Source organism: Pseudomonas sp. H2_D02 (assembly GCF_054677635.1).
Genome location: NZ_CP162816.1, coordinates 1,543,418 through 1,566,218 on the forward strand (window position 1 = coordinate 1,543,418; position 22,801 = coordinate 1,566,218).

At 62.1% G+C, this 22,801-nt stretch carries 22 protein-coding genes and 1 pseudogene; 8 read left to right on the forward strand and 15 right to left on the reverse strand.

The window, feature by feature from the left end; genetic code table 11:
• Positions 1-52 precede the first annotated feature (52 nt).
• The 5 genes from AB4N42_RS07050 (at position 53) to AB4N42_RS07070 (ending at position 5,077) form a co-directional block, all read left to right on the forward strand.
• On the forward strand, positions 53-1,210 hold the full coding sequence (locus AB4N42_RS07050; RefSeq protein WP_030140374.1) for a D-alanyl-D-alanine carboxypeptidase family protein: 1,158 nt from the start codon (positions 53-55) through the stop codon (positions 1,208-1,210).
• Between the two features lie 82 nt (positions 1,211-1,292).
• The gene (locus AB4N42_RS07055) at positions 1,293-1,568 is read left to right on the forward strand and encodes a DUF493 domain-containing protein (protein ID WP_030140373.1); all 276 of its coding nucleotides are present in this window, start codon (positions 1,293-1,295) and stop codon (positions 1,566-1,568) included.
• Positions 1,568-2,215, forward strand: coding sequence for a lipoyl(octanoyl) transferase LipB (gene lipB / locus AB4N42_RS07060; RefSeq protein ID WP_198796717.1), 648 nt, complete (start codon positions 1,568-1,570; stop codon positions 2,213-2,215). The genes AB4N42_RS07055 and lipB overlap by 1 nt, the downstream gene beginning before the upstream one ends.
• Position 2,216: 1 nt before the next feature.
• Positions 2,217-3,239 (forward strand): lipoyl synthase, encoded by a 1,023-nt coding sequence (gene lipA / locus AB4N42_RS07065; RefSeq protein ID WP_030140371.1) that lies wholly within the window; start codon positions 2,217-2,219, stop codon positions 3,237-3,239.
• A 911-nt stretch (positions 3,240-4,150) separates the two neighbouring features.
• Complete coding sequence (locus AB4N42_RS07070; RefSeq protein ID WP_460116015.1) at positions 4,151-5,077, forward strand: S66 peptidase family protein; 927 nt, start codon at positions 4,151-4,153, stop codon at positions 5,075-5,077.
• A gap of 105 nt (positions 5,078-5,182) precedes the next feature.
• On the opposite strand, the pseudogene AB4N42_RS07075 reads toward AB4N42_RS07070, so the two are convergent.
• The 6 genes and pseudogenes from AB4N42_RS07075 to AB4N42_RS07100 all read right to left on the reverse strand — a co-directional run bounded on the left by AB4N42_RS07075 (position 5,183) and on the right by AB4N42_RS07100 (position 11,543).
• Positions 5,183-6,506 (reverse strand): annotated as a pseudogene (locus tag AB4N42_RS07075) (lytic murein transglycosylase).
• A gap of 72 nt (positions 6,507-6,578) precedes the next feature.
• Complete coding sequence (arfA, locus tag AB4N42_RS07080) at positions 6,579-6,743, reverse strand: alternative ribosome rescue factor ArfA (RefSeq protein ID WP_003205882.1); 165 nt, start codon at positions 6,741-6,743, stop codon at positions 6,579-6,581.
• Between the two features lie 287 nt (positions 6,744-7,030).
• Entirely contained in the window at positions 7,031-8,068 is a 1,038-nt protein-coding gene (holA, locus tag AB4N42_RS07085; protein WP_181289421.1) for a DNA polymerase III subunit delta, read from the reverse strand.
• A gap of 39 nt (positions 8,069-8,107) precedes the next feature.
• The gene (locus AB4N42_RS07090; protein ID WP_030140366.1) at positions 8,108-8,713 is read right to left on the reverse strand and encodes an LPS-assembly lipoprotein LptE; all 606 of its coding nucleotides are present in this window, start codon (positions 8,711-8,713) and stop codon (positions 8,108-8,110) included.
• Between the two features lie 90 nt (positions 8,714-8,803).
• The gene (gene leuS / locus AB4N42_RS07095) at positions 8,804-11,128 is read right to left on the reverse strand and encodes a leucine--tRNA ligase (RefSeq protein ID WP_460116376.1); all 2,325 of its coding nucleotides are present in this window, start codon (positions 11,126-11,128) and stop codon (positions 8,804-8,806) included.
• A complete protein-coding gene (locus AB4N42_RS07100) occupies positions 11,019-11,543 on the reverse strand; it encodes a class I tRNA ligase family protein (protein WP_460116016.1) in 525 nt (174 codons plus the stop codon). Before AB4N42_RS07100 ends, leuS begins: the two co-directional genes overlap by 110 nt.
• Positions 11,544-11,713: 170 nt before the next feature.
• Between AB4N42_RS07100 and AB4N42_RS07105 the strand changes: the two genes are divergently transcribed.
• The gene (locus tag AB4N42_RS07105) at positions 11,714-12,034 is read left to right on the forward strand and encodes a hypothetical protein (protein WP_198796720.1); all 321 of its coding nucleotides are present in this window, start codon (positions 11,714-11,716) and stop codon (positions 12,032-12,034) included.
• A 103-nt stretch (positions 12,035-12,137) separates the two neighbouring features.
• Positions 12,138-12,899: a YdcF family protein gene (locus AB4N42_RS07110; RefSeq protein ID WP_217860398.1), complete on the forward strand. Its 762-nt coding sequence runs from the start codon at positions 12,138-12,140 to the stop codon at positions 12,897-12,899.
• Between the two features lie 185 nt (positions 12,900-13,084).
• On the opposite strand, the gene lnt is transcribed toward AB4N42_RS07110, so the two are convergent.
• From lnt to miaB, 5 genes are all read right to left on the reverse strand, one after another.
• Complete coding sequence (gene lnt, locus AB4N42_RS07115; protein ID WP_217860397.1) at positions 13,085-14,608, reverse strand: apolipoprotein N-acyltransferase; 1,524 nt, start codon at positions 14,606-14,608, stop codon at positions 13,085-13,087.
• Positions 14,609-14,635: 27 nt separating this feature from the next.
• A complete protein-coding gene (locus AB4N42_RS07120; RefSeq protein WP_030140361.1) occupies positions 14,636-15,475 on the reverse strand; it encodes an HlyC/CorC family transporter in 840 nt (279 codons plus the stop codon).
• A 39-nt stretch (positions 15,476-15,514) separates the two neighbouring features.
• Positions 15,515-15,973, reverse strand: coding sequence for an rRNA maturation RNase YbeY (gene ybeY / locus AB4N42_RS07125; protein WP_030140360.1), 459 nt, complete (start codon positions 15,971-15,973; stop codon positions 15,515-15,517).
• On the reverse strand, positions 15,966-16,976 hold the full coding sequence (locus tag AB4N42_RS07130) for a PhoH family protein (protein WP_030140359.1): 1,011 nt from the start codon (positions 16,974-16,976) through the stop codon (positions 15,966-15,968). Before AB4N42_RS07130 ends, ybeY begins: the two co-directional genes overlap by 8 nt.
• Before the next feature lie 216 nt (positions 16,977-17,192).
• Positions 17,193-18,521, reverse strand: coding sequence for a tRNA (N6-isopentenyl adenosine(37)-C2)-methylthiotransferase MiaB (gene miaB, locus AB4N42_RS07135; protein WP_030140358.1), 1,329 nt, complete (start codon positions 18,519-18,521; stop codon positions 17,193-17,195).
• 134 nt (positions 18,522-18,655) lie between these two features.
• On the opposite strand from miaB, the gene AB4N42_RS07140 reads away from it, so the two are divergent.
• Entirely contained in the window at positions 18,656-18,985 is a 330-nt protein-coding gene (locus AB4N42_RS07140; RefSeq protein ID WP_003185742.1) for a DUF1820 family protein, read from the forward strand.
• Positions 18,986-19,128: 143 nt separating this feature from the next.
• Here AB4N42_RS07140 and AB4N42_RS07145 read toward each other — a convergent pair whose 3' ends face one another.
• The 4 genes from AB4N42_RS07145 to AB4N42_RS07160 form a co-directional block, all read right to left on the reverse strand.
• Positions 19,129-19,683: a tetratricopeptide repeat protein gene (locus tag AB4N42_RS07145; RefSeq protein ID WP_030140357.1), complete on the reverse strand. Its 555-nt coding sequence runs from the start codon at positions 19,681-19,683 to the stop codon at positions 19,129-19,131.
• A gap of 218 nt (positions 19,684-19,901) precedes the next feature.
• On the reverse strand, positions 19,902-21,185 hold the full coding sequence (gene hemL / locus AB4N42_RS07150) for a glutamate-1-semialdehyde 2,1-aminomutase (protein WP_030140356.1): 1,284 nt from the start codon (positions 21,183-21,185) through the stop codon (positions 19,902-19,904).
• Positions 21,186-21,213: 28 nt separating this feature from the next.
• Positions 21,214-21,840, reverse strand: coding sequence for a thiamine phosphate synthase (gene thiE, locus AB4N42_RS07155; RefSeq protein WP_460116017.1), 627 nt, complete (start codon positions 21,838-21,840; stop codon positions 21,214-21,216).
• Between the two features lie 17 nt (positions 21,841-21,857).
• Positions 21,858-22,655, reverse strand: a complete 798-nt coding sequence (locus AB4N42_RS07160; RefSeq protein ID WP_460116019.1) for a hydroxymethylpyrimidine/phosphomethylpyrimidine kinase — start codon at positions 22,653-22,655, stop codon at positions 21,858-21,860.
• Between the last annotated feature and the right edge of the window lie 146 nt (positions 22,656-22,801).

Genomic DNA, 22,801 nt, shown 5'->3' on the forward strand with positions numbered 1-22,801 from the left:
TGCCTGTTTAGTTCTGCCTTCGGGCAGTCCCATTAGCGATTTCGAGAGACGGATGAACATCACCACCTTTGCCAAACGCCTTTGCCTGTTAGTCCCGCTGCTTCTCTCTCCGGCCGCATTCGCGGTCGAGATGATGCCTTCGCCTCCACAACTGGCGGCCAAGGCCTATGTCCTCATGGATGCCAGCAGCGGCAATGTGCTGGTGGAGAACAATGGTGACCAGCGCCTGCCACCGGCCAGCCTGACCAAGCTGATGACCGCCTACATCGCCACGCTGGAGATTCGTCGTGGCCAGATTGGCGAGAACGATCCGGTCACCGTCAGCGAGAATGCCTGGCGCACCGGCGGTTCGCGGATGTTCATCAAGGTCGGCTCGCAAGTGACCGTCAGCGACCTGCTGCACGGCATCATCATCCAGTCCGGCAACGACGCCAGCGTCGCCCTGGCCGAGCACATCGCCGGCAGCGAAGATGCGTTCGCCGACATGATGAACAAAACCGTGGCCGACCTGGGCATGACCAACAGCCACTTCATGAACCCGACCGGCCTGCCGAACCCTGAGCACTACTCGTCGGCTCACGACATGGCGGTGCTGGCCCGGGCAATCATCCACGAAGACCCGGCGCACTACGCCATCTACTCCCAGAAGGAGTTCTTCTGGAACGGCATCAAGCAACCTAACCGCAACCTGCTGCTGTGGCGCGACAAGACCGTCGATGGCCTGAAGACCGGTCACACCGACGAAGCGGGCTATTGCATGGTGTCTTCGGCCGTGCGCGACGGCATGCGCCTGATCGCCGTGGTCTTCGGCACCAGCAGCGAAGTGGCTCGTGCCGCTGAAACCCAGAAGCTGCTGACCTACGGTTTCCGTTTCTTCGAAACCCAGACCTTCTACCAGAAGGGCACCGAACTGGCCCAGGCCCAGGTCTGGAAAGGTTCCACCAACCAGGTGAAGGCCGGCCTGGCCCAGGACCTGACCATGACCCTGCCGAAAGGCCAGCTCAAGAAGCTCGCCGCCAGCATGACCATGAATCCGCAACTGACCGCGCCGATCGCCAAGGGTGACGTCATCGGCAAGGTCGAAGTCAAACTGGAAGACAAGGTGGTGCACAGCGCCGACCTGATCGCGCTGGACGCGGTCGAGGAAGGTGGTATCTTCCGCCGCATGTGGGATAGCATCCGTCTATTCTTCTACGGCTTGTTCAACTGATTCCGAGTGTTGACCTGCATGGCCCCGTTCCTTTCCGGCGCGGGGCCATGTTCGTTACCACGCCTTGCGAGGCCGTTACGCCATGACAGACTCTGAAGTAAAGGCGCCAAAGATCGAATTTCCCTGCGCGGATTACCCGATCAAAGTAATCGGCGACACCGGTGTGGGCTTCAAGGACAAGATCGTCGCGATCCTTGAGAAACACGCCACCGTTGACCTCAAGACCCTGGCTGAGCGCCAGAGTACCAACGGCAAGTACACGACGATCCAGTTGCACATCATTGCCACCGGCCAGGAACAGCTCTACGACATCAACAGCGAGCTGCGAGCGACCGGTTTCGTGCACATGGTGTTGTGATGCCGGGCACGCTGGGCTTTCGCGAGCTGGGCATGATGGCTTACGAGCCGGTCTGGCATGCCATGCAGCGCTTCACCAACGAACGCGGCGACGCGGCGGCTGATGAAGTCTGGCTGGTCGAACACCCGCCGGTGTTCACCCAGGGCCAGGCGGGCAAGGCCGAGCATCTATTGCTGCCGGGTGATATCCCGGTGGTGAAGGTCGACCGGGGCGGGCAGGTGACTTACCATGGTCCCGGCCAACTGGTGGCCTACCTGCTGCTGGATGTGCGCAAACTGGGATTCGGCGTGCGCGAGCTGGTCACGCGCATGGAGACGTGCCTGATCGAGCTGCTCGCCAGCTACGGTGTGGCCGCGGCGGCCAAGCCCGATGCACCGGGCGTGTACGTCGACGGGGCGAAGATCGCCTCCCTTGGTCTGCGGATCCGCCATGGTTGTTCGTTTCACGGCCTGGCGTTGAACGTGGACATGAATCTTGAACCGTTCCGACGGATTAATCCCTGTGGCTACGCAGGGCTGGCGATGACCCAGCTGCGCGATCACACAGGATCGATTGAATTTGCCGAGGTAAGTGCCCGGCTGCGCGCGCAGCTCGTCAAACACCTCGACTATGCTGAGCAGACGACCCTCACGGGCGGAATCGACTGATATGACTACTGATGCAGTGCAAACCATGATCCCGACGCAGGACGTCACCGAACGTCCGGCCCCGCGTGCCAAGGTAGAGGCCGGCGTCAAGCTGCGCGGCGCCGAGAAGGTTGCACGCATTCCGGTCAAGATCATCCCCACCACCGAACTGCCGAAGAAACCCGACTGGATCCGCGTGCGCATCCCGGTTTCCCCGGAAGTCGACCGCATCAAGGCGCTGCTGCGCAAGCACAAGCTGCACAGCGTCTGCGAAGAAGCCTCCTGCCCGAACCTGGGCGAATGCTTCTCCGGCGGTACCGCGACGTTCATGATCATGGGCGACATCTGCACCCGTCGCTGCCCATTCTGCGACGTCGGCCACGGTCGTCCGAAGCCATTGGACGTCAACGAGCCGGAAAGCCTGGCGATCGCCATTGCCGACCTGAAGCTCAAGTACGTGGTCATCACCTCGGTGGACCGCGACGACCTGCGTGACGGTGGTGCCCAGCACTTCGCCGACTGCATTCGCGAAATCCGCAAGCTGTCGCCGAACGTGCAGTTGGAAACCCTGGTGCCGGACTACCGCGGCCGCATGGATATCGCCCTGGAAATCACCGCTGCCGAGCCGCCAGATGTGTTCAACCACAACCTGGAAACCGTGCCACGCCTGTACAAGGCCGCGCGTCCGGGCTCGGACTACCAGTGGTCGTTGACCTTGCTGCAGCGTTTCAAGCAGATGATGCCGCACATTCCGACCAAGTCTGGCTTGATGCTGGGCCTGGGTGAGACCGATGAGGAAGTTATCGAGGTCATGAAGCGCATGCGTGAGCATGACATTGACATGCTGACCTTGGGCCAATATCTGCAGCCTTCCCGTAGCCACTTGCCGGTGCAGCGTTTTGTGCACCCGGATACCTTTGCCTGGTTTGCCGAGGAGGGATACAAGATGGGCTTCAAGAACGTGGCTTCGGGGCCGTTGGTGCGGTCTTCGTATCATGCTGATGAGCAGGCTAAGTTGGTCAAGGCTGAGTTGCTTGGGGGCTGATTTTTTAGGTGGGGTGTATATCCGTTTTTTGCGTAACGGCGGCTGATGGTTCCGCCCTTACGGCGGGTCACTTTTTTCAGACGCCAAAAAAGTAACCAAAAAGGCTTTGCCCCACCACTCGGTGCCTCGCCTAGGCTCGGCATGCCTGAACGAAGGCATCGCTCCGTGGGCCCGCCGCGATGGGCCATCCATGGCCCTGCGCGGCTAACCCGGCATCCATGCCGGGTTACCCACTGCGCAATACCTTCGTTCAGCCAGCGTGGTTAACGGGGCGCTTCAGATCAAAAGCAAAAGCAAAAGCAAAAGCAAAAGCAAAAGCGAGGCGGCCTTAAGGGTCGACCTGGTTTCTGGTGGATTGCATATCTCCTATGGGAGCGAGCTTGCTCGCGAAGGCGGTGTGTCAGTTTGCGCTGATGTTGGGTGTACCGGCCTCTTCGCGAGCAAGCCCGCTCCCACCGGGTTTCGCGGTGAATGTGCATTGGATGCCTGCCGAAAATCCAATGTGGGAGCGGGCTTGCTCGCGAAAGCGGTGGCTCAGCTAAATAAATCCTGGCTGATGCCCTGCTCTGGCTCTGGCTCTTGCTCTTGCTCTTGCTTTGGATCTTGATCTTGATCTTGGCGCCCCGTTAAACCACGCTGGCCGAACGCAGGCATTGTGGAGTGGGCATCCCGGCATGGATGCCGGGATAGCCGCGCAGGGCCATGGATGGCCCATCGCGGCGGGCCCACGGAGCAATGCCGGAGTGAGGGCACACCGAGCCTAGGCGAGGTGCCGAGTGGTGGGGCACAGCGTTTTTGGTTACTTTTTTGGCGTTTGAAAAAAGTGACCCGCTGTAAGAGCGGAACCACCAGCCGCCGTTACAAAAAAACGGATATACACACGATCAGACGATCAAAAACCCGGAAACCCCATGACCCCACACCACCCCGTCCCAGCACTCCCGCACGAAGGCCTGATCGCCGTGATCGCCCCCGCCGGCCCCGCACCCCTGGACACGGAAAAAGCCATCCAATGGATGCGTGCAAGGGGCCATGAACTGCGAATCTTCCCAGGCGTCTACGAAAAAGACGGCTACCTCGCCGGCCCCGACGAAATCCGCCTCAATGACCTCCACGCCGCCTTCGCCGACCCAGAAATCAACGCTATCATCTGCCTACGCGGCGGCTACGGCACCCCCCGGCTGCTGGATCGCATCGACTTCGACCTCATACGCCGCAACCCCAAGCCATTCGTAGGCTACAGCGACATCACCGCCCTGCACCTCGCCATCAGCCGCTACGCAGGCTTCGTCACCTTCCACGGCCCGCTGCTAAACGCCGACCTCCTGGGCGACAAGGAACCCCCAACCGTCACCTCGTTCTTCAGCCTGCTACGCGGTCAATTGAAGGCCGGCGACGTCCTGAGCCATCCCGCAGCATACCCGCTGACCACCGTCGAGCCGGGCATCGCCCATGGACGTCTGCTGGGAGGCAACCTCTCGATGATCGCCGCGACCATGGGCACGCCTTACCAGATCGACGCCGAAGGTGTGATCCTGTTCATCGAAGACGTCAACGAACCCCTGTACCGCATCGATCGCCTGCTGACCCAATTGCGACTCGCGGGCACGCTGGCGAAGTTGCGCGGTGTATTGGTGGGGGACGTGGCCGGGGTGGATGTCGAAGCGTTGAACCGGTTGCTCAAGCAGACCTTCGCGCCGTTGCGCATCCCAGTGTTGTCTGGCTGGCGCAGCGGGCACTGCGATCCGAACCTGACCTTGCCCATGGGGGCGTTGGTGACGCTGGATGCGGGGGAGAAGAAGTTGGTGTTGGAGCAGGATGTGGTGGTCAGTCTTTAGTTCTTTATTGCCTGATAGTCAGTCATCGCGAGCAAGCTCGCTCCCACAGGTTGACCGAGAACACCTGTGGGAGCGAGCTTGCTCGCGATGGCATCAGCCGCCAATTCAACGGCTACGCAACGCCTCCAGCAACTGATGGGTCGGATACCCATCCGCCGGCCAGCCAAACGATTGCTGCGCGCTGCGGATCGCCTTGCGGGTGTTGGCGCCGATGATGCCGTCGGGGTTGCCCGCGTCGTAGTTGTGCTTGCCGAGCAGCACCTGCAATTCGATACGTTCGCTGCGGCTCAGCGGCAGGTCTTCCTTGGGCCACTGACCGTAGACTAGGCCTCCACCGGTGAAGCGCTCCGACAACAGCCCAACCGCCAGCGCATAGGACGACGAATTGTTGTACTTGAGGATGGCGCGGAAGTTATCGAAGATCAGGAACGCCGGGCCACGATGGCCTGCCGAGCAGGAGGAGGGACGCCGAGAGTTGCTTGTCATCCGGCGTTATCGGCAGGCCACCATATTCTGAAACGCCCAGTCGCTCCCATTCAGCGACAGGCTTGCGGATCGTGCCATCGGCCAGCGTGTAGTCGAAGCCCTCGTTGAGCGAGACCTCGAATCCCCATCGTTGGCCACGCTGCCAGCCGGAGCTCTGCAGATAGTGCGCGGTCGACGCCAGGGCATCGGTTGAGCTGCCCCAGATGTCGCGGCGACCGTCGCCGTCAAAGTCCACTGCATGGGTGTTGTAGGTGGTCGGAATGAACTGGGTCTGGCCCATGGCCCCAGCCCAGGAACCGAGCATTTTTTCCGGTGTGATATCGCCCTGTTGCAGGATCTGCAGCGCGGCGATCAGTTGGGCATGGGCAAAGGCCGGACGCCGTCCCTCATAGGCCAGGGTTGCCAGGGAGTTGATGACGGACTTGGTGCCCTGGAACTGACCGAAGTTGCTCTCCATGCCCCACACCGCCACCAGCGCCGCGCGATCGACGCCATAACGCTGCTCGATGTTTTGCAGGACCTGGGCGTTCTGTTGGATCAGGCTCTTGCCTTTATTGACCCGCAGCGGCGACAGCGCGCCGTCGAGGTATTCCCACACGGGGCGGGTGAATTCCGGCTGGCTGCGATCGGCCTTGATGACGCTCATGTCCGGGCTGACACCGATGAACGCGCGATCGAACAGATCACCGCGGATCCCGGCGGCCAGCGCCTCTCGGCGAAACCCGGCCTGCCATTCGGCGAAGGTCTGGGTCGGTACGATGTCCAGGTCGTCACTGGTCGGCATGATCGGCGGCACGATGGCGGGGGCGGTCACGGCGGGTGCGGGCTGCAGCGGTTGGGCGTCGGCGGCGGTAGGTTTTTCGGCGCAGGCGACAAGCAGGGCGACGCTTGTGGCAACAATCATTTGGCGCAGTGGCCAACGATGGGAAAGACAGAAGGGCATGCACGGGTCCAGAAATACAAATCAGGTGCCGACCTTAACATGCGAAAGGGGCGTAGGGCTTGTCTAGGTGTTTCAAGCCGCCAGAAAGCAAGAAGCCTCCCAGTTGTCAGACTGGAAGGCTTCGCGGCGGTAGCTGCCTTTGCCCTTGGCGGGTCGTTCCTGGCGGCTGCGGAACAGGGGTTGGGCGACGATGGACTTGGCCTTGTTGGGGCCATGCTTGGATGGCTTTTTGCTCATGATCGGATCTCTCGTGGGGTGGTTTTGCGGGGGAAATCATGGGGCAGGACTGGGGTTTTGTCCAGTCCCTGCATCGATACAGAAAGTATCAGCTAACGAATACGCAATTGTGGCAAGGAATTGATTTGTGGCGAGGGGATTTATCCCCGTTGGGGTGCGCAGCAGCCCTAAAGCCAGACACCTGAGTGTGTCAGACGAATCGCATCCAGTTCTTTTGGGGCTGCTGCGCAGCCCAGCGGGGATAAATCCCCTCGCCACAGGCATTGCGATGCGCTTTCAAGGGAGGTTTATTCAGCTGGCAGTGGCAACCGCTGCCCCGCCATCAACAACGACAACCGACTGAGGCTCATCCACGGCGAGCCGGCAGCCTGGCCCTTGATCTGCGCATCGATGCGCTGGGCTTCCAGCAGCAGTTGTGCCCAGCGCGACGCCGAGTACCGCTGCAGGGCTTTGCTCATCAGCGGTTTGCGTTTATCCCACACGGGCGGACGGGCCTGGCTGAAGGCCTTGTCCAGGGGCACGCCCTGGCTGTATTGCAGCGACAGGTTGGCCAGCAGCCGCAGCTCCCGGGCCAGGGCCCAGAGGATCACCGGTGGCTCGACGCCTTCGCCCCGCAGGCCTTCGAGCATGCGCAAGGCATGGGCGGCTTCGCCGTTGAGGATCGCATCGGTCAGCCCGAAGACGTCGAAGCGGGCGCTGTCGGCTACGGCGGCCTGGACCGTTTCCACGGTGATCTGCCCGCCTTCGGCCATCAGCTTGAGCTTTTCGATTTCCTGGGCGGCGGCCAGCAGGTTGCCTTCGACCCGGGCGGCGATCAATTCCACCGCGTCCTGGCTGGCCGACAGCCCGGCCTGGGACAGACGCTGGCGGATCCAGCTCGGCAACTGGCTGACGTCCACCGGCCAGATCTGCACGAACTGGGTCTGCGGCCCTTCGACCAGGGCCTTGCCCCACTTGGTTTTCTGCGCACTGCCGTCGAGTTTCGGCAGGCTGATGAGCAGTACCGTGTCTTCGGCCGGTCGCGAGCAATATTCGATCAGTGCGGCGGCACCTTTGTCACCGGGTTTACCTGAAGGCAAACGCAGTTCCAGCAGGCGTTTCTCGGCAAACAGCGACATGCTTGCGCCGGCCTGCAACAACGTACCCCAGTCAAAACTGGCGTCGGCGGCGAACACCTGGCGTTCGTCGAAACCTTGCTGGCGAGCGGCGGAGCGGATGGCGTCGGCGGCTTCCTGGCACAGCAGCGGGTCATCGCCGCTGATGATATAGACCGGCGCGAGGGCGCCTTGCAGGTGTTTGCCGAGTTGCGCGGGAGCGAGCTTCATAAGGGTAGGCGAGCGGGGCGCCAAGGCGCCCCGCAAGGCTTATTGAGCTGGAATTTGCATCGGCGACTGTTGCGGGGTTTCCGCCTCAGCCTTGCGTGCCGCTTCCAGAGCGTCGGCTTCTGCCTTGGCCTTGGCGTCGGCGGTCTGCTGCAATTGCTCCAGCTGGGCGGGTGTCAGTTGCTGCAGGCGCAGCATCATGCGCTGAACCATGTCGCGGCGCATTTCTTCGCGTACTTCGCTGGATTCCTGATCGGAACCCACGATGTTGTTGCCGTCATGCAGATAGACTTTTTGCACCTGGAGCTTGTCGTCCATCAACACAAGGTCGTTCTGGCCGCGGATTTGATAGTTCAGCACGTTGTTCAGCTCATATTCGGCTGAACGACCGGCACCGGCATAGCTCAGGCTGCGCTGGTTTTGCTGCTCGCGGGTCAAGACCAGCTTGTACGGCGCACCGCTGTGGACCTTCACGCCGCTGTTTTCCAGCGCATCGCGCAATGCTTTTACTGTTTCGCCATAAGCATCGCGTGCGCTGAGGTCCAGCTCGGTGATGGCCAGGTCGGTGCTGCCGGTACCGCGCAGTTGGAAGCCGCAGGCACTCAGCAGGACCGCGAGGCCCATAACCAGCAGATTACGTTTGATCATCTTGTTGCTCCCCTTGAAACCCATGGGCCGAGCGTGCGGCCCCGCAGGTCATGTTCGGCGCCGGGCCCCTGGCCCGGTCGCCTGATCCAATTAGCTTGCGACGATATTGACCAGCTTGCCGGGCACGACGATCACTTTACGGATCGTCAGGCCATCGACAAAGCGCAGCACGTTCTCATTGGCACGCGCCGCGGCTTCGACTTCTTCGCGAGTGGCGGCGGCCGGCATTTCGATCTGGCCGCGCAGCTTGCCATTGACCTGGATGACCAGGGTCAGGCTGTCCTGCACCAGCGCGGTTTCGTCCACCAGCGGCCAACGGGCGTCGATCACCGGGTCGGCGTGACCCAGTTGATTCCACAACTCGTGGCTGATGTGCGGAGTGATCGGTGCCAGCAGCAGCGTCACCGCCTCCAGGCCTTCATGGATCAACGCGCGATCCTGCTCGGTGCCTTGGGCGGCTTTTTCCAGTACGTTCATCAGCGTCATCACCTGGGCGATGGCGGTGTTGAATTTGTGGTTCTGGCCGACGTCATGGCTGGCCTGCTTGATGGCCAGGTGGATCGCGCGGCGAACGGCTTTCTGCTCGTCGTTCAGGCTGGCCACGTCCAGTTTGCCCGGCAGGCCCTGGGTGACGTGGGCCTGGGCCAGGCGCCAGACGCGCTTGAGGAAGCGGTGCGAGCCCTCGACGCCCGAGTCGGACCATTCGGCGCTCATGTCGGGCGGCGAGGCGAACATCATGAACAGGCGGCAGGTGTCTGCGCCGAACTGGTCGATCATCGACTGTGGGTCGACGCCGTTGTTCTTCGACTTGGCCATTTTCTCGGTGCCGCCGATTTCCACCGGCAGGCCGTCGGCGATCAGCTTGGCGCTGATGACCTTGGCCTTGCTGTCGCGTTCGAGTTCGACGTCGCTCGGGTTGAACCAGGTGTAGGCACCGTTGGCTTCGCGACGATAGTAAGTCTCGGCGATCACCATGCCTTGGGTCAGCAGGTTCTTGAACGGCTCGTTGGAGCTCACCAGGCCTTCGTCGCGCATCAGCTTGTGGAAGAAACGCGCGTAGAGCAGGTGGAGAATGGCGTGTTCGATGCCGCCGATGTACTGGTCCACCGGCAACCAGTGGTCGGCCGCGGATTTTTCCACCAGGCCGCCTTCGAAGTGCGGCGAGGCGTAGCGCGCGTAGTACCACGAGGACTCCACGAAGGTGTCCATGGTGTCGGTTTCGCGCTTGGCCGGTGCACCGCATTTCGGGCAGTTGCACTCATAGAACTCGGGCATGCGCGCCAGGGGCGAACCGGCGCCGTCGGGTACGACGTCTTCCGGCAGGACCACCGGCAGTTGATCTTCCGGCACCGGTACGTCGCCGCAGGTGTCGCAATGCACGATCGGGATCGGGCAGCCCCAGTAGCGCTGGCGACTGATGCCCCAGTCACGCAGGCGGAACTGGGTGCGCGAGGCACCGAGGTTCTTCTTGATCAGGGCCACTTCGATGGCATCGAACGCGCCGGCGAAATCCAGGCCGTTGAACTCACCGGAATTGATCAGCTCGCCGTGCTCACCGTAGGCGTCTTGCCAAGGTGCCGGGGTCTGGTCGCCGGCGCTGGTGCGCACGACCGGTTTGACCGGCAGGTTGTACTTGTGGGCGAACTCGAAATCGCGCTCGTCGTGGGCCGGAACGGCCATGACCGCGCCGTCGCCGTAGTGCATCAGCACGTAGTTGGCGACCCACACCGGCAGTTTCTCGCCGGTGAGCGGGTGCTCGACGAACAGTGAAGTCGGCAGGCCTTTCTTCTCCTGCGTGGCAACGTCGGCTTCGGCGACGCTGCCGCCCTTGCATTCGGCGATGAACGCCTGCAGCTCGGGGTTGTTCTGCGCTGCCAGGGTCGCCAGCGGATGCTCGGCGGCCACAGCGACATACGTCGCGCCCATCAGGGTGTCCGGACGGGTGGTGAAGACTTTCAGGGTGCCGGCTTCGCCAATGGAGGCGACGTCGTACGGGAACTGCACTTCCATGCCCCGGGACTTGCCGATCCAGTTGCGCTGCATGGTCTTGACCTGCTCGGGCCAGCCGGTCAGCTCGTCGAGGCTCTCCAGGAGTTCATCCGCGTACGCGGTGATCTTGAAGTAGTACATCGGGATCTCGCGCTTTTCGATCAGCGCGCCGGAGCGCCAGCCGCGGCCGTCGATCACTTGCTCGTTGGCCAGTACGGTCTGGTCCACCGGGTCCCAGTTCACGGTGCCGTTCTTGCGGTAGATCACGCCTTTTTCGAACAGGCGGGTGAACAGCCATTGTTCCCAGCGGTAGTAATCAGGCTTGCAGGTGGTGATTTCGCGGGACCAGTCCACCGCCAGGCCCAGGCTGCGCAGCTGGGACTTCATGTAGGCGATGTTTTCGTAGGTCCACTTGGCGGGGGCCACGTTGTTCTTCATCGCGGCGTTTTCCGCCGGCGATGCCGAAGGCGTCCCAACCCATGGGTTGCAGGACGTTCTTGCCTTGCATGCGTTGGTAGCGGGAGATCACGTCGCCGATGGTGTAGTTGCGCACGTGCCCCATGTGTAGCTTGCCGCTGGGGTAAGGGAACATCGACAGGCAGTAGTAAGTTTCCTTGCCTGGCTGTTCGCTGACTTCAAAGGACTTTTGCTCGTCCCAGAACGACTGGGCGGCGGCTTCGATTTCACGGGGCTGGTAGTGTTCGTGCATGGCTACTTTTGTACTGAATGGGGTGGCCCAATCCTCTTCGTTGCCATGCTGGACGCAGATGACGCCGAATGCGGCGTTTTCGATGCCCAGCCAAGCAGGAAGTGGAGTTACAGGAAGCGCCGTAGCATACATGACCGCGCTCTGCCGAGGGAAACCCTGATTGCTGCCGAACCATTGCCGAGCCTTGCAGACCTTCGCCGACGACCGGTGTTCAGGGCCGTTGGTCGCGGCGCGCTGCCGGTTTGCCCAGCGAAGCTAAGCTTCTCAATGGGGAGTGAGTCTTATCTTCAATGAGGTGAGGGATGGTTGAATCACAACGAAAAGTCGCTACACCTGAGTTATACGAAAAACTGATCGATCGTCTCGGGGTGGCCCTGGACGCTGCAAGAACCGCCGGTCGCTTGCGTGATGAACGCCCGGCAGAGCTGGAACTGCGCGGCTTGAGCCCCGCAGAGTTCGAACTGGTCAAGGCCTACCTTGAGCAGGTCGGGCACCAGGGACCTGCAAGCGGGGCCCAGGCAAACAAGCGTCTCGATGCGCCCCGTTCGGCCAAAGTTGTCTGGCTAAAGGACCGGACGCCCGACAAGGATGCTGTAAAGGTCCGGTCATTGCAGTTCAAGTAACGCCGGATTCACGCGTGTCGCTTTTTTTTGATTCGATGTTTTTGGAATCTGTTGTCGCTTTGCGTCAACCCACCTAGGCTTCGGGCATCTATGGAGATGCCCGATGCCGTTTCGCTATTTCATCAAACAACTTTTATTGCCGCCCGGCATTCTTCTACTGCTGTTGGCGCTTGCCTGGTGGTGGCGTCACTCCCGGCCGCGCCTGGCCCGGGTGTGTTTCGCCGCGGGGTTGGGGGGCTTCTGGCTATTGAGCCTGCCGGTGGTGGTGCAATGGAGTGCCAGGGCGTTGGAGCGCGAACCGCCGCTGCTGCGCAGCGAATGGGCGACCCTGGCCCAGCGCGCCGACGCCATTGTGGTGCTGGGTTCGGGGCGTGAGCGCGGCGACCTGGCGTGGGGCGCCGACCAGCCCACCGGTATCGGCCTGGAGCGCCAGCGTTATGCCGCGCGGCTGACCAAGGCGTCCGGTTTGCCGGTGCTGACTACCGGTGGCCTGCACTACGGCACTCCGCCCAGCGAAGCGAAGCTGATGGCCGACTCGATGCTCGACGACTTCGGCGTGACCGTGCGTTGGCAGGAGGAGCGCAGCCGCACGACATGGGAAAACGCTCAGATGAGCGCGCAGATTTTGCTGCCCGAAGGGGTGAAGCGCGTGGTGGTTGTGACCCAGGCCTGGCACATGCCACGGGCGGTCTGGAGTTTCGAACGGGCAGGTTTCGAGGTAATCCCGGCGCCGGTGGGCTTCCTGGGCCAGGATAATGCCCGGCCACTGGGCGGCTGGATGCCGGAATTCAAGTCGATCTGGCAGTCGGGGCAGCTGATGAATGAAGCGGTGGGACTGGTGGGGTATTGGTTGTTCTACCGCTGAGCGCTGTTGCGGCAAGCGGCATCCATCTGTGCGGAGAGGATTTAATGTGGCGAGGGGATTTATCCCCGCTGGGCTGCGAAGCAGCCCTAAAAGCCTGAGGCAGCGGTGTGTCAGACAGTTTGAGAGGGGGCGCTTCGCACCCCAGCGGGGATAAATCCCCTCGCCACAAAGGCAATCGCCAAGTCTTAAACGGTCTTGGCCATCCGCCCTGCCATCAGCGCCCAGCCCAGCAGCAACACGCACAAGATGATCAGCGGCCACGAGCGCCATTGCAGGTAAGGCGTCAGGTCGTGCATCGGCACCACGTCGCCATAGAGGATGCCGCGTTCGAATTGCGGGATGCTGGCGGTGATCTGGCCAAACGGGTTGATCAGGCCGGTGACGCCGTTGTTGGTGGCGCGAATCATCCAGCGACCCGCCTCCAGCGCACGCATCTGCGCCATCTGCAGGTGTTGCAACGGGCCGATCGAGGTGCCGAACCAGGTGTCGTTGCTGATGGTCAGCAACAAATCACTGCGCGCCGAAAGGCTGGCGGCGAATTCCGGGTAGACCACCTCATAGCAGATAAAGGGCGCGATCTGGTATCCCTTGGCCTGCAGCAACGGCTGGTCAGCCGGGCCACGGGCAAAATCCGACATGGGCAGGTCAAAAAACGCGATCAGCCCGCGCAGCAGGTCCTGCAGCGGCACGTACTCGCCGAAGGGCACGAGCTTTTGCTTGAGGTAAGTCCCGTCGCCTTCACCCGTTACGGTGATGCCATTGAAGTAGCGTTTTTCGTGGCGCACCAGTTGGCGAATCGGCACGCCGGTAATCAGCGCCGAGTGCCGCTCGGCGGCAAAACTGCCCATCATGTCCAGGTAGCCCTGGGCGGACTCCTTGAGCACGGGCACGGCGGTTTCCGGCCAGATCAGCAGGTCGACACGCTTGGAGGTGAAACTCATGTCGCGGTACAGCGCCAACTGGGCGTTGAGCTGTTCCGGGTCCCATTTCATGCTTTGTTCGATATTGCCCTGGATCGCGGCGACGCTCAGCGGATCGCCCGAAGGACTGGTCCAGGCATGCCCTTTAAGCGCCATGCCGGCGAGCCATGGGCCAACCAACAGCGCCACGCCCGCGACGATGAAGCCTTTGCGCCCGGACCGCACCAGCCGGGGCGCGTTGTACAGCAGCGCGGCGGTCAGGGCCAGGGTGAAGGAAATCAGCCACATCCCACCCAGCGGCGCGAGGCCGGCCAGTGGGCCGTCGAGCTGGCTGTAGCCGGAGTAAAGCCAGGGGAAACCGGTCAGGAACCAGCCGCGAAACGCCTCCTGGCCCAGCCACAGCGCGGCGAACGCCAGGGCATCGGCCAAGGGCGCTTCGCTGCGCCGCAGCCAACGTGCCCAGAGCCAGGCGGGCAGGGCAAAGAACCAGGCGATGGCGGCGATGAACAACAGCATCAGCAACCCGGCGAGCAACACCGAGGCGCCACCGAAGTTATGGATGCTGACATAGATCCAACTGGTGCCCGCGCCAAACAGGCCGAAACCGAAACACCAGCCACGTCCCAGCGCCTGGCGTGGCGAGAGCTCGCGCAAGCCCGCATAGAACAGCCCGACCGCCAGCAATGCCAGCGGCCAGATATTGAAGGGCGCCAGGGCCAGGGTGGTGATCGCGCCGGCCGCCACGGCCAGCAGGTTACCGGGCCAGCCGGGGCGGGTTATCCAGCGCATTTGAATCCTTAGCGGGTCTCGCAGGGTTTAACGGGCAATGGGTGACAGGCGCAGCAGATGAATCCGGCGGCTGTCGGCATTCAGGATGCGGAAGCGCCAGGAACCGATCTCGGTGGTTTCGTTGCGCTTGGGCAGGTGTCCGAAAGCACTCATCACCAGGCCGCCGACGGTGTCGAACTCATCGTCGGAAAATTCGCTGTCAAAAAACTCGTTGAAGCTATCGATCGGCGTCAGCGCCTTGATCAGGAAGTCGCCGCTGGGCAGTGGCTTGATGTAGCTGTCTTCCTCGACGTCATGCTCATCCTCGATGTCGCCGACGATCTGTTCGAGCACGTCTTCGATGGTGACCAGCCCAGCCACGCCGCCGTATTCGTCGATGACGATGGCCATGTGGTTGTGGTTGGCGCGGAATTCACGCAACAGAACGTTCAGGCGCTTGGACTCGGGCACGAAGGTGGCCGGACGCAGCAGGTCCTTGATGTTGAAGCTGTCGCCGTTCTCCTGGAGGATCAGCGGCAGCAGATCCTTGGCCAGCAGCACGCCCATGACATCGTCATGGCTTTCGCCGACGACCGGGTAGCGCGAGTGGGCGGAGTCGACCACGGCGGGCAGGAACTCGCGGGGTGTCTGGGTCGCCTTGATGCTGATCATCTGCGAGCGCGGGACCATGATGTCCCGCACTTGCAGGTCAGCGACCTGGATGGCGCCCTCGACGATGGCCAGCGCTTCGCTGTCCAGCAGTTTGTTCTGGTGTGCATCGCGCAGCAGCTCAAGCAGCTCCTGGCGGTTTTTCGGCTCATGGGCAAAAGCCTGGGTGAGCTTGCCCAGCCATGACTTATGCCCGTTGGTCGATCGATCTTCGCTCATAGCGATTACTCTGAATCCTTTGTCGTTACAGTTGATGTATCAATGTTCGTCGTCGGCGTAAGGGTCGGGATGCCCCAGTTCGGCAAGCAACGTCCGTTCCAGTCCTTCCATCTCCTCGGCTTCGTCATCTTCTATATGGTCGTAACCCAATAGATGCAAGCAGCCGTGAATGACCAGATGTGCCCAATGGGCTTCCGGGGACTTGCCTTGCTCGGCGGCTTCACGCTCCACCACCGGGACGCAGATCACCAGGTCGCCCAGCAATGGAATGTCGAGCAACTCGTCGGGAACGTCGGCGGGGAAGGACAGCACGTTGGTTGCGTAGTCTTTCTGTCGCCAGGTGCGGTTGAGTTCACGGCCTTCGGGTTCGTCCACCAAGCGAATGGTCAGCTCCGAATCGGCGCTGCGCTGGCGCAGGGCCAGCTCGCACCATTGGCGGAACAGGGCCTCGCTGGGGGCAGTGTGGTCGCTGGCCAGTTGCAGGTCGAGTTCAAGCATTGCGGCCATTGCCTTTGCTGTCGGCCAGCTCTTCCTCGGCGCGATGCTCGAAACGCTCGTAGGCTTCGACGATGCGCTGCACCAACGGATGGCGCACGACGTCCTTGGGCATGAAATGCGTGAAGCTGATGCCCGGCACGTCCTTGAGGACCTGGATCACGTGGTTCAGTCCGGACTTGGTGCCACGGGGCAGGTCGACCTGGGTGATGTCCCCGGTGATGACGGCGGTGGAGCCGAAGCCGATCCGCGTCAGGAACATCTTCATCTGTTCGACCGTGGTGTTCTGGCTTTCATCGAGGATGATGAAGCTGTTGTTCAGCGTGCGACCGCGCATGTAGGCCAGCGGCGCGACCTCGATGACCTGGCGCTCGATCAGCTTGGCGACGTATTCGAAACCGAGCATTTCGTACAGCGCGTCATAGAGTGGGCGCAGGTAGGGGTCGATCTTCTGGGCCAGGTCGCCGGGCAGGAAGCCGAGCTTTTCGCCCGCTTCGACGGCCGGACGCACCAGTAGGATGCGTCGTACCTGTTCGCGCTCCAGCGCATCGACGGCGCAGGCCACGGCCAGGTAGGTCTTGCCGGTACCGGCCGGGCCGATGCCGAAGTTGATGTCGTTGGCCAGGATTTCCTTCACGTAGCGCTGCTGATTCAAGCCGCGTGGGCGAATCATGCCTTTTTTCGTGCGCAGGGCCACCGCAGGTTCGGAAGGGGCGTGGTTGTCGAGTTCTTCGACCGCCGATTCCTGCAGGAACAGGTGGACCATGTCCGGAGACAGCTCGCTCGCCTTGGTTTCCCGATAGAGGCGGCGCAGCAGGTTTTCCGCGGAGGAGGTGTGCTTGGGTTCGCCGATCAGCTCGAACTGGTTCCCGCGGTTGCGGATCTCGATGGCCAGGCGCTGTTCGATCAAGCGCAGGTGCTCGTCGAATTGCCCGCACAGATTGGCGAAGCGGCGAGCCTCAAAGGGCTCGAGTATGAAACGATGAGGTTCGATGGGTGCGTTCAAGGTCGTTTTTAGCCGCCCAGGGGCAATTAAGGTGAAATCAAGGATAACGCCAGTAGGCTGGGTGCGAAAGCTCTTAAACGGGCGAATCTGATCACAGGGCTTGCCACGGCCACTGTGGGAGCGAGCTTGCTCGCGATGGCGGCCCCACATTCAACCTGAGTATTGGCTGTGATACCGCTATCGCGAGCAAGCTCGCTCCCACATGGGATTGTGTTGTTACTGGACCAGCGAACCACGCAGCGAGTGCGGTTGCGCGGCGTCGATGTGCACGTCGGCGAACTGGCCGATCAAGGCCGGCGTGTCGCAACGGAAGTTGACGATGCGGTTGTTCTCGGTGCGGCCCTGCAATTCACCCGGGTCTTTTTTCGAGTAATCGGTGACCAGGATCCGCTGGACCGAACCGACCATTTGTCGGCTGATCTCGAAACCCTGTTGGTTCAGGCGGTGCTGCAAGGCGTTGAGTCGTTCCTTTTTGACTTCTTCCGGGGTTTCGTCCGCGAGATCGGCCGCCGGGGTCCCGGGGCGTTGGCTGTAGACGAAAGAATAGGAGAAGTCGAAGCCCACGTCTTCGATCAGCTTCATGGTTTGCTGGAAGTCTTTCTCGGTTTCGCCGGGGAAACCGACGATAAAGTCCGAACTGATGCAGATGCCCGGCACTGCCGCACGCAATTTGCGCAGTTTGGATTTGTACTCCAGCGCTGTGTGGTTGCGCTTCATGGCGGCGAGGATCCGGTCGGAGCCCGATTGCACCGGCAAGTGCAGGTGCTTGACCAGCTCGGGGACCTCGGCGTGGGCCTGGATCAGGCTGTCGGAGAATTCCAGCGGATGGGACGTGGTGTAGCGGATTCGGTCGATACCGTCTACCGCCGCTACTACGCGGATGAGTTCGGCGAGGTCCGCCAGGCGCCCATCGTGGGTCAGGCCGCGATAGCCGTTGACGTTCTGCCCCAGCAAGGTCACTTCGCGCACGCCGTTTTCCGCCAGATGGATGATCTCAGCGATCACGTCGTCGAACGGCCGGCTGACTTCTTCGCCGCGGGTATAGGGCACTACGCAGAACGTGCAGTACTTGCTGCAGCCCTCCATCACCGAGACATAGGCGCTGGGACCGTCGATACGCGGCTCGGGCAGGTGGTCGAATTTTTCGATCTCGGGGAACGAAACGTCGACTTGCGGCAATTTGGTTACGCGCGCGGCGTCGATCATTTCCGGCAGGCGGTGCAAGGTCTGCGGGCCGAAGACTACGTCCACGTACGGTGCACGATCGCGAATCGCCGCGCCTTCCTGGCTGGCCACGCAACCGCCCACGGCGATGACCATCTCCGGGTTGGCGAGCTTCAGTTCGCGCCAGCGGCCCAGTTGGGAGTACACCCGGTCCTGGGCACGTTCGCGGATCGAACAGGTGTTGAGCAGGATCACGTCCGCGTCTTCGGCGCGGGCGGTGACTTCCAGGGCCTGGTGTTCGCCCAGCAGATCGACCATGCGCGAGCTGTCGTACTCGTTCATCTGGCAACCGTGGGTTTCGATGTAAAGCTTCTTGGCCATGGACGGGTTCATCACGTGATTCAAAGAACCGCGCATTATAGGGAACAAGTCCCGCTGTTCCTACCGCTGTGCGAGCAGTGGCTATGCTATAGTTCGCGCCCTCATTTTTTACCCGCCGATGTGTTTCGCCAGCCATGACCAAACGTGAAGCTCCAATCTACAAGGTGATTTTCCTCAACCAGGGCCAGGTGTTCGAAATGTACGCCAAGCAGATCTATCAAAGTGATCTGTGGGGTTTCCTGGAAGTCGAGGAATTCGTCTTTGGCGAGCGCACGCAAGTGGTCGTCGACCCGAGCGAAGAAAAGCTCAAGGCACAATTCGAAGGCGTGGTGCGCAGCTTCGTGCCAATGCATTCGATCGTGCGCATCGATGAGGTGGAGCGCCTCGGCACGCCAAAAATCAGCGAAGCCCGCGGCGCGGTCGGCAATGTGATGCCGTTTCCGATGCCGATGCCTGAGAAGTAAACCTCAAGCCCCGGTTTTTGCCAGGGAGCTTTTGTGGCGAGGGGATTTATCCCCGCTGGGCTGCGAAGCGGCCCTAAGATTTCTGGGAGCGCTTCGCACTCCAGCGGGAGCAAGCTCCCTCGCCACAGGGGACCGTGGTGGATTCAGGGCAGCGGCGAGAAGGGTGTGCGCCCATCGGCGTTCTGCAATTCCATCAGGTATTTGCGAAAGATCTGCCCCAGCACCTGGGTCGCCACTTCGAGTTCGTCGCGGGGCATCTGCTCGGCGACTTCATCAGCGGTGTCCAATGCCTCTTCAGCGCCGTTGACCGCCGCCATCTTCAAGACGATATAAGCCTGGACATTGTTGGCCGGCACGCCTTCACCATGGAAGAACATGCCACCCAGCTTGTATTGCGCCTGGGCATGGCCTTGCAGCGAGGCTTTTTCGAAGTAGCTGAGGGCTTGCTTGAGGTCGCGGGGCGCGGCCTTGCCGTCGTAGTAGAACTCGCCCAACTCGTATTGCGCTTGCGCGTCGCCCGCGTCGGCCGCTTTTCGACAGGCGTCGAGTGCCGGTGCGAGATCTTGTGGCTGGGTGTTGAGCGTGCAACGGCCCATCGCCGGGATCAACAACGAGTTACCGCCTGCCTGTGCATTCGCGAGCAGGGGCTGAAGGAGCAACAGGCAGCCCAGGGCAAGGGTGCGGCCGGTGCGGTTCATGGGAATCGACTTACCTCTGAGGGGCGCGTGGACCCTCCGGGGGATCCAATAAGCGCGCATTATGAAATAAGCGGGGCCATCCTTACAAAGTCTTTACTCGTTTTTCTGCTGCGATGGAACGGCAGGAACGGCTTATGGGGCAAATATGTAGGAAAACAACGCGGGTTACATGGGCAATCGCTGACGCTGGTGTGAGCCAGCGTCAGTTATCCACAGGCTTATTTCAGCGCCGCGAAGGCGCGCTCGGCCGCGTCGAGTGTGATCTTCAACTCGGCGTCGCCATGGGCGATGGAGGTGAAGCCGGCTTCGAACGCGCTCGGCGCGAGGTAGACGCCACCTTCGAGCATCAGGTGGAAGAAGCGCTTGAAGCGGTCAGAGTCGCTGGCCATCACGTCGTCGAAGGTCACGATGTCATCGGCGCCACTGAAATACAGGCCGAACATGCCACCGGCCTGGGTGGTGACGAACGGAATGCCCGCCGCATCGGCACGTACCTGCAAGCCATCGAGCAGGCGCGTGGTGAAGTCGGTCAATTCGGCATGGAAACCCGGGCGGCTGATCAGGCGCAGGGTGGTCAGGCCGGCAGCCATGGCCAGCGGGTTGCCCGACAGCGTGCCGGCCTGGTAGACCGGGCCCAGCGGTGCGATGCACTCCATGATCGCGCGCTTGCCGCCGAAGCAGCCCACCGGCATGCCGCCGCCGATGATCTTGCCGAAGGTGCTCAAGTCCGGCGTCACACCGTAATGGGCCTGGGCGCCGCCGAGGGCGACGCGGAAACCGGTCATCACTTCATCGAAAATCAACACCACGCCATGCTGGTCGCACAGGCTGCGCAGGCCTTCGAGGAAGCCTGGCGCCGGCGGCACGCAGTTCATGTTGCCGGCCACCGGCTCAACGATGATGCAGGCCACTTCCTGGCCGACTTCGCCGAGCATCTTCTCGACTTCTTCGAGATCGTTGAACGGCAACGTCAGGGTGTGTTTGGCGAACGCCGCCGGCACGCCCGCCGAGCTGGGCACGCCTTGGGTCAGCGCGCCGGAACCGGCCTTGACCAGCAGGCTGTCGGAATGGCCGTGGTAGCAGCCTTCGAACTTGATGATGCTGTCGCGACCGGTGTAGCCGCGGGCCAGGCGAATCGCGCTCATCGTCGCTTCGGTGCCGGAGCTGACCATGCGCACCATTTCCATCGACGGCACGATGGAGCAGACCAGGTCGGCCATTTCGGTTTCCATCGCCGTCGGCGCACCGTAGGACAGGCCGTGTTCCAGCTGCTTGCGCACGGCATCCAGCACGTCAGGATGGCTGTGGCCGAGGATCATCGGACCCCACGAACCCACATAGTCGACGTAGCGCTTGTCGTCTTCGTCGGTGACGTATGCGCCTTCGGCATGCTTGAAGAACAGCGGGGTACCGCCGACGCTCTTGAACGCACGAACAGGCGAGTTCACGCCGCCGGGGATGTGTTTCTGGGCGTTGGCAAACAGGGTTTCGGAACGGGACATGGTTGGGATCTCGAAAACGGAAAATAGACTATTTGATCTGCAGCAGTTCGTTGAAGGCGCGGGCACGGCGCGTCACTTCAGCGGTGCTGTCGGCGCCGAACAGGCCGTGGACCACCGCCAGCAGGTCGACCCCGTGGGCCACCAGCGGGGCAGCGTTGTCCAGGGTGATACCGCCGATGGCGCACACCGGAACATGCAGTGTGCGGTGGGCCTGTTCGAGCAGTTCAGGGGTTGCGCTGGGCGCGCCGGGCTTGGTGTTGGAATTGAAGAAGCGCCCGAACGCGACATAAGTGGCGCCCTCGCTGGCGGCCTGTTCGGCCAGTGCCAGGCTGGCGTGACAGGTGGCGCCGACGATCGCCTTGTGGCCGAGCAGCGCCCGCACCGGCGCCAGCGGGCCATCGGTCTGGCCCAGGTGCACACCGACGCCCAGGCGTGCGGCCAGTTCGGCGTCGTCGTTGATGATCAGCTGGGTCTTGTAGCGCTCGCACAGGTTGCGCAGGGCTTCGGCTTCCCGCAGGCGGCGGGCGTCGTCGCTGCTTTTGTCACGGTATTGCAGCAGGGTCACGCCACCTTCCAGCGCCGCTTCTACATAAGCGAGGAACTTGCCGGCCAGCAATTGGCTATCGGTGATGGCGTAAAGGCCACGTAATTTCATTCCACAGGCCTCCGGTGCTACGAGCAGAAATCCAGCGGCAGGCGACGCGGCACGAACTGGCCTTTGCCCAGTTGTTCGGCATCGCGCAAGGTGCGCCAGGTGTAATCCAGCGCCGTCTTGACGGCGCTGACGAGCTGTTCGCCCTGGGCCAGCCGGCCGGCCAGGGCGCTGGCCAGGGTGCAGCCGGAACCGTGGTAGCTGCCAGGCAAGCGCTGGCAGGTAAAGGTTTCGCGGCGACCATCGCGGCTGTACAGGCGATTATGGACTTCATGTTCGTCGCCGTGACCGCCGGTGATCAGCAGGTGCTTGACGAAGGGCAGCAGTTTTTCGGCGCATTCATCGGCGCTGCCTTCTGGCAGTTCGGCGAGGATGCGCGCTTCGGGCAGGTTGGGCGTGGCGATGATCGCCAGCGGCAGCAGGCGTTCGCGCATGGCGTAGCCGACTTCATCCTTGCCCAGCCGTCCACCGCCACCGGCGCGCAGCACCGGGTCGCAGACCATCGGCAGATGGGGGTGCGCCTGGAGCAGCTCGACCACCGTGTCGACCATTTCCAGCGAGCCGAGCATCCCCAGCTTGACCGCCGCCACGGGCGAATCGTTGAGCACGGCATTGGCTTGCGCCAGCACCCACTCGCGATCGAGTACGCGGAAATCGCTGACGTTGACAGTGTCTTGCACGGTCAACGCGGTAACCGCCGGGGCGGCATGACAGCCCTGGGCGAGCAGGGCTTCGATATCTGCCTGCAAGCCGGCGCCACCACTGGGGTCGTGGCCGGAGAGACAGAGGACAACGGGGCGAGAGCTGTAGATATTCATGGTGCGCGAGCTTATCACCAAACCCCACCGATCGGCGCGCACCTCTGTTGATGCAAGTCGTCTGTGGCGAGGGGATTTATCTGTGGCGAGGGGATTTATCCTCGTTGGGGTGCGAAGCGCCCCCATTCAAACTGGCTGGTATACCG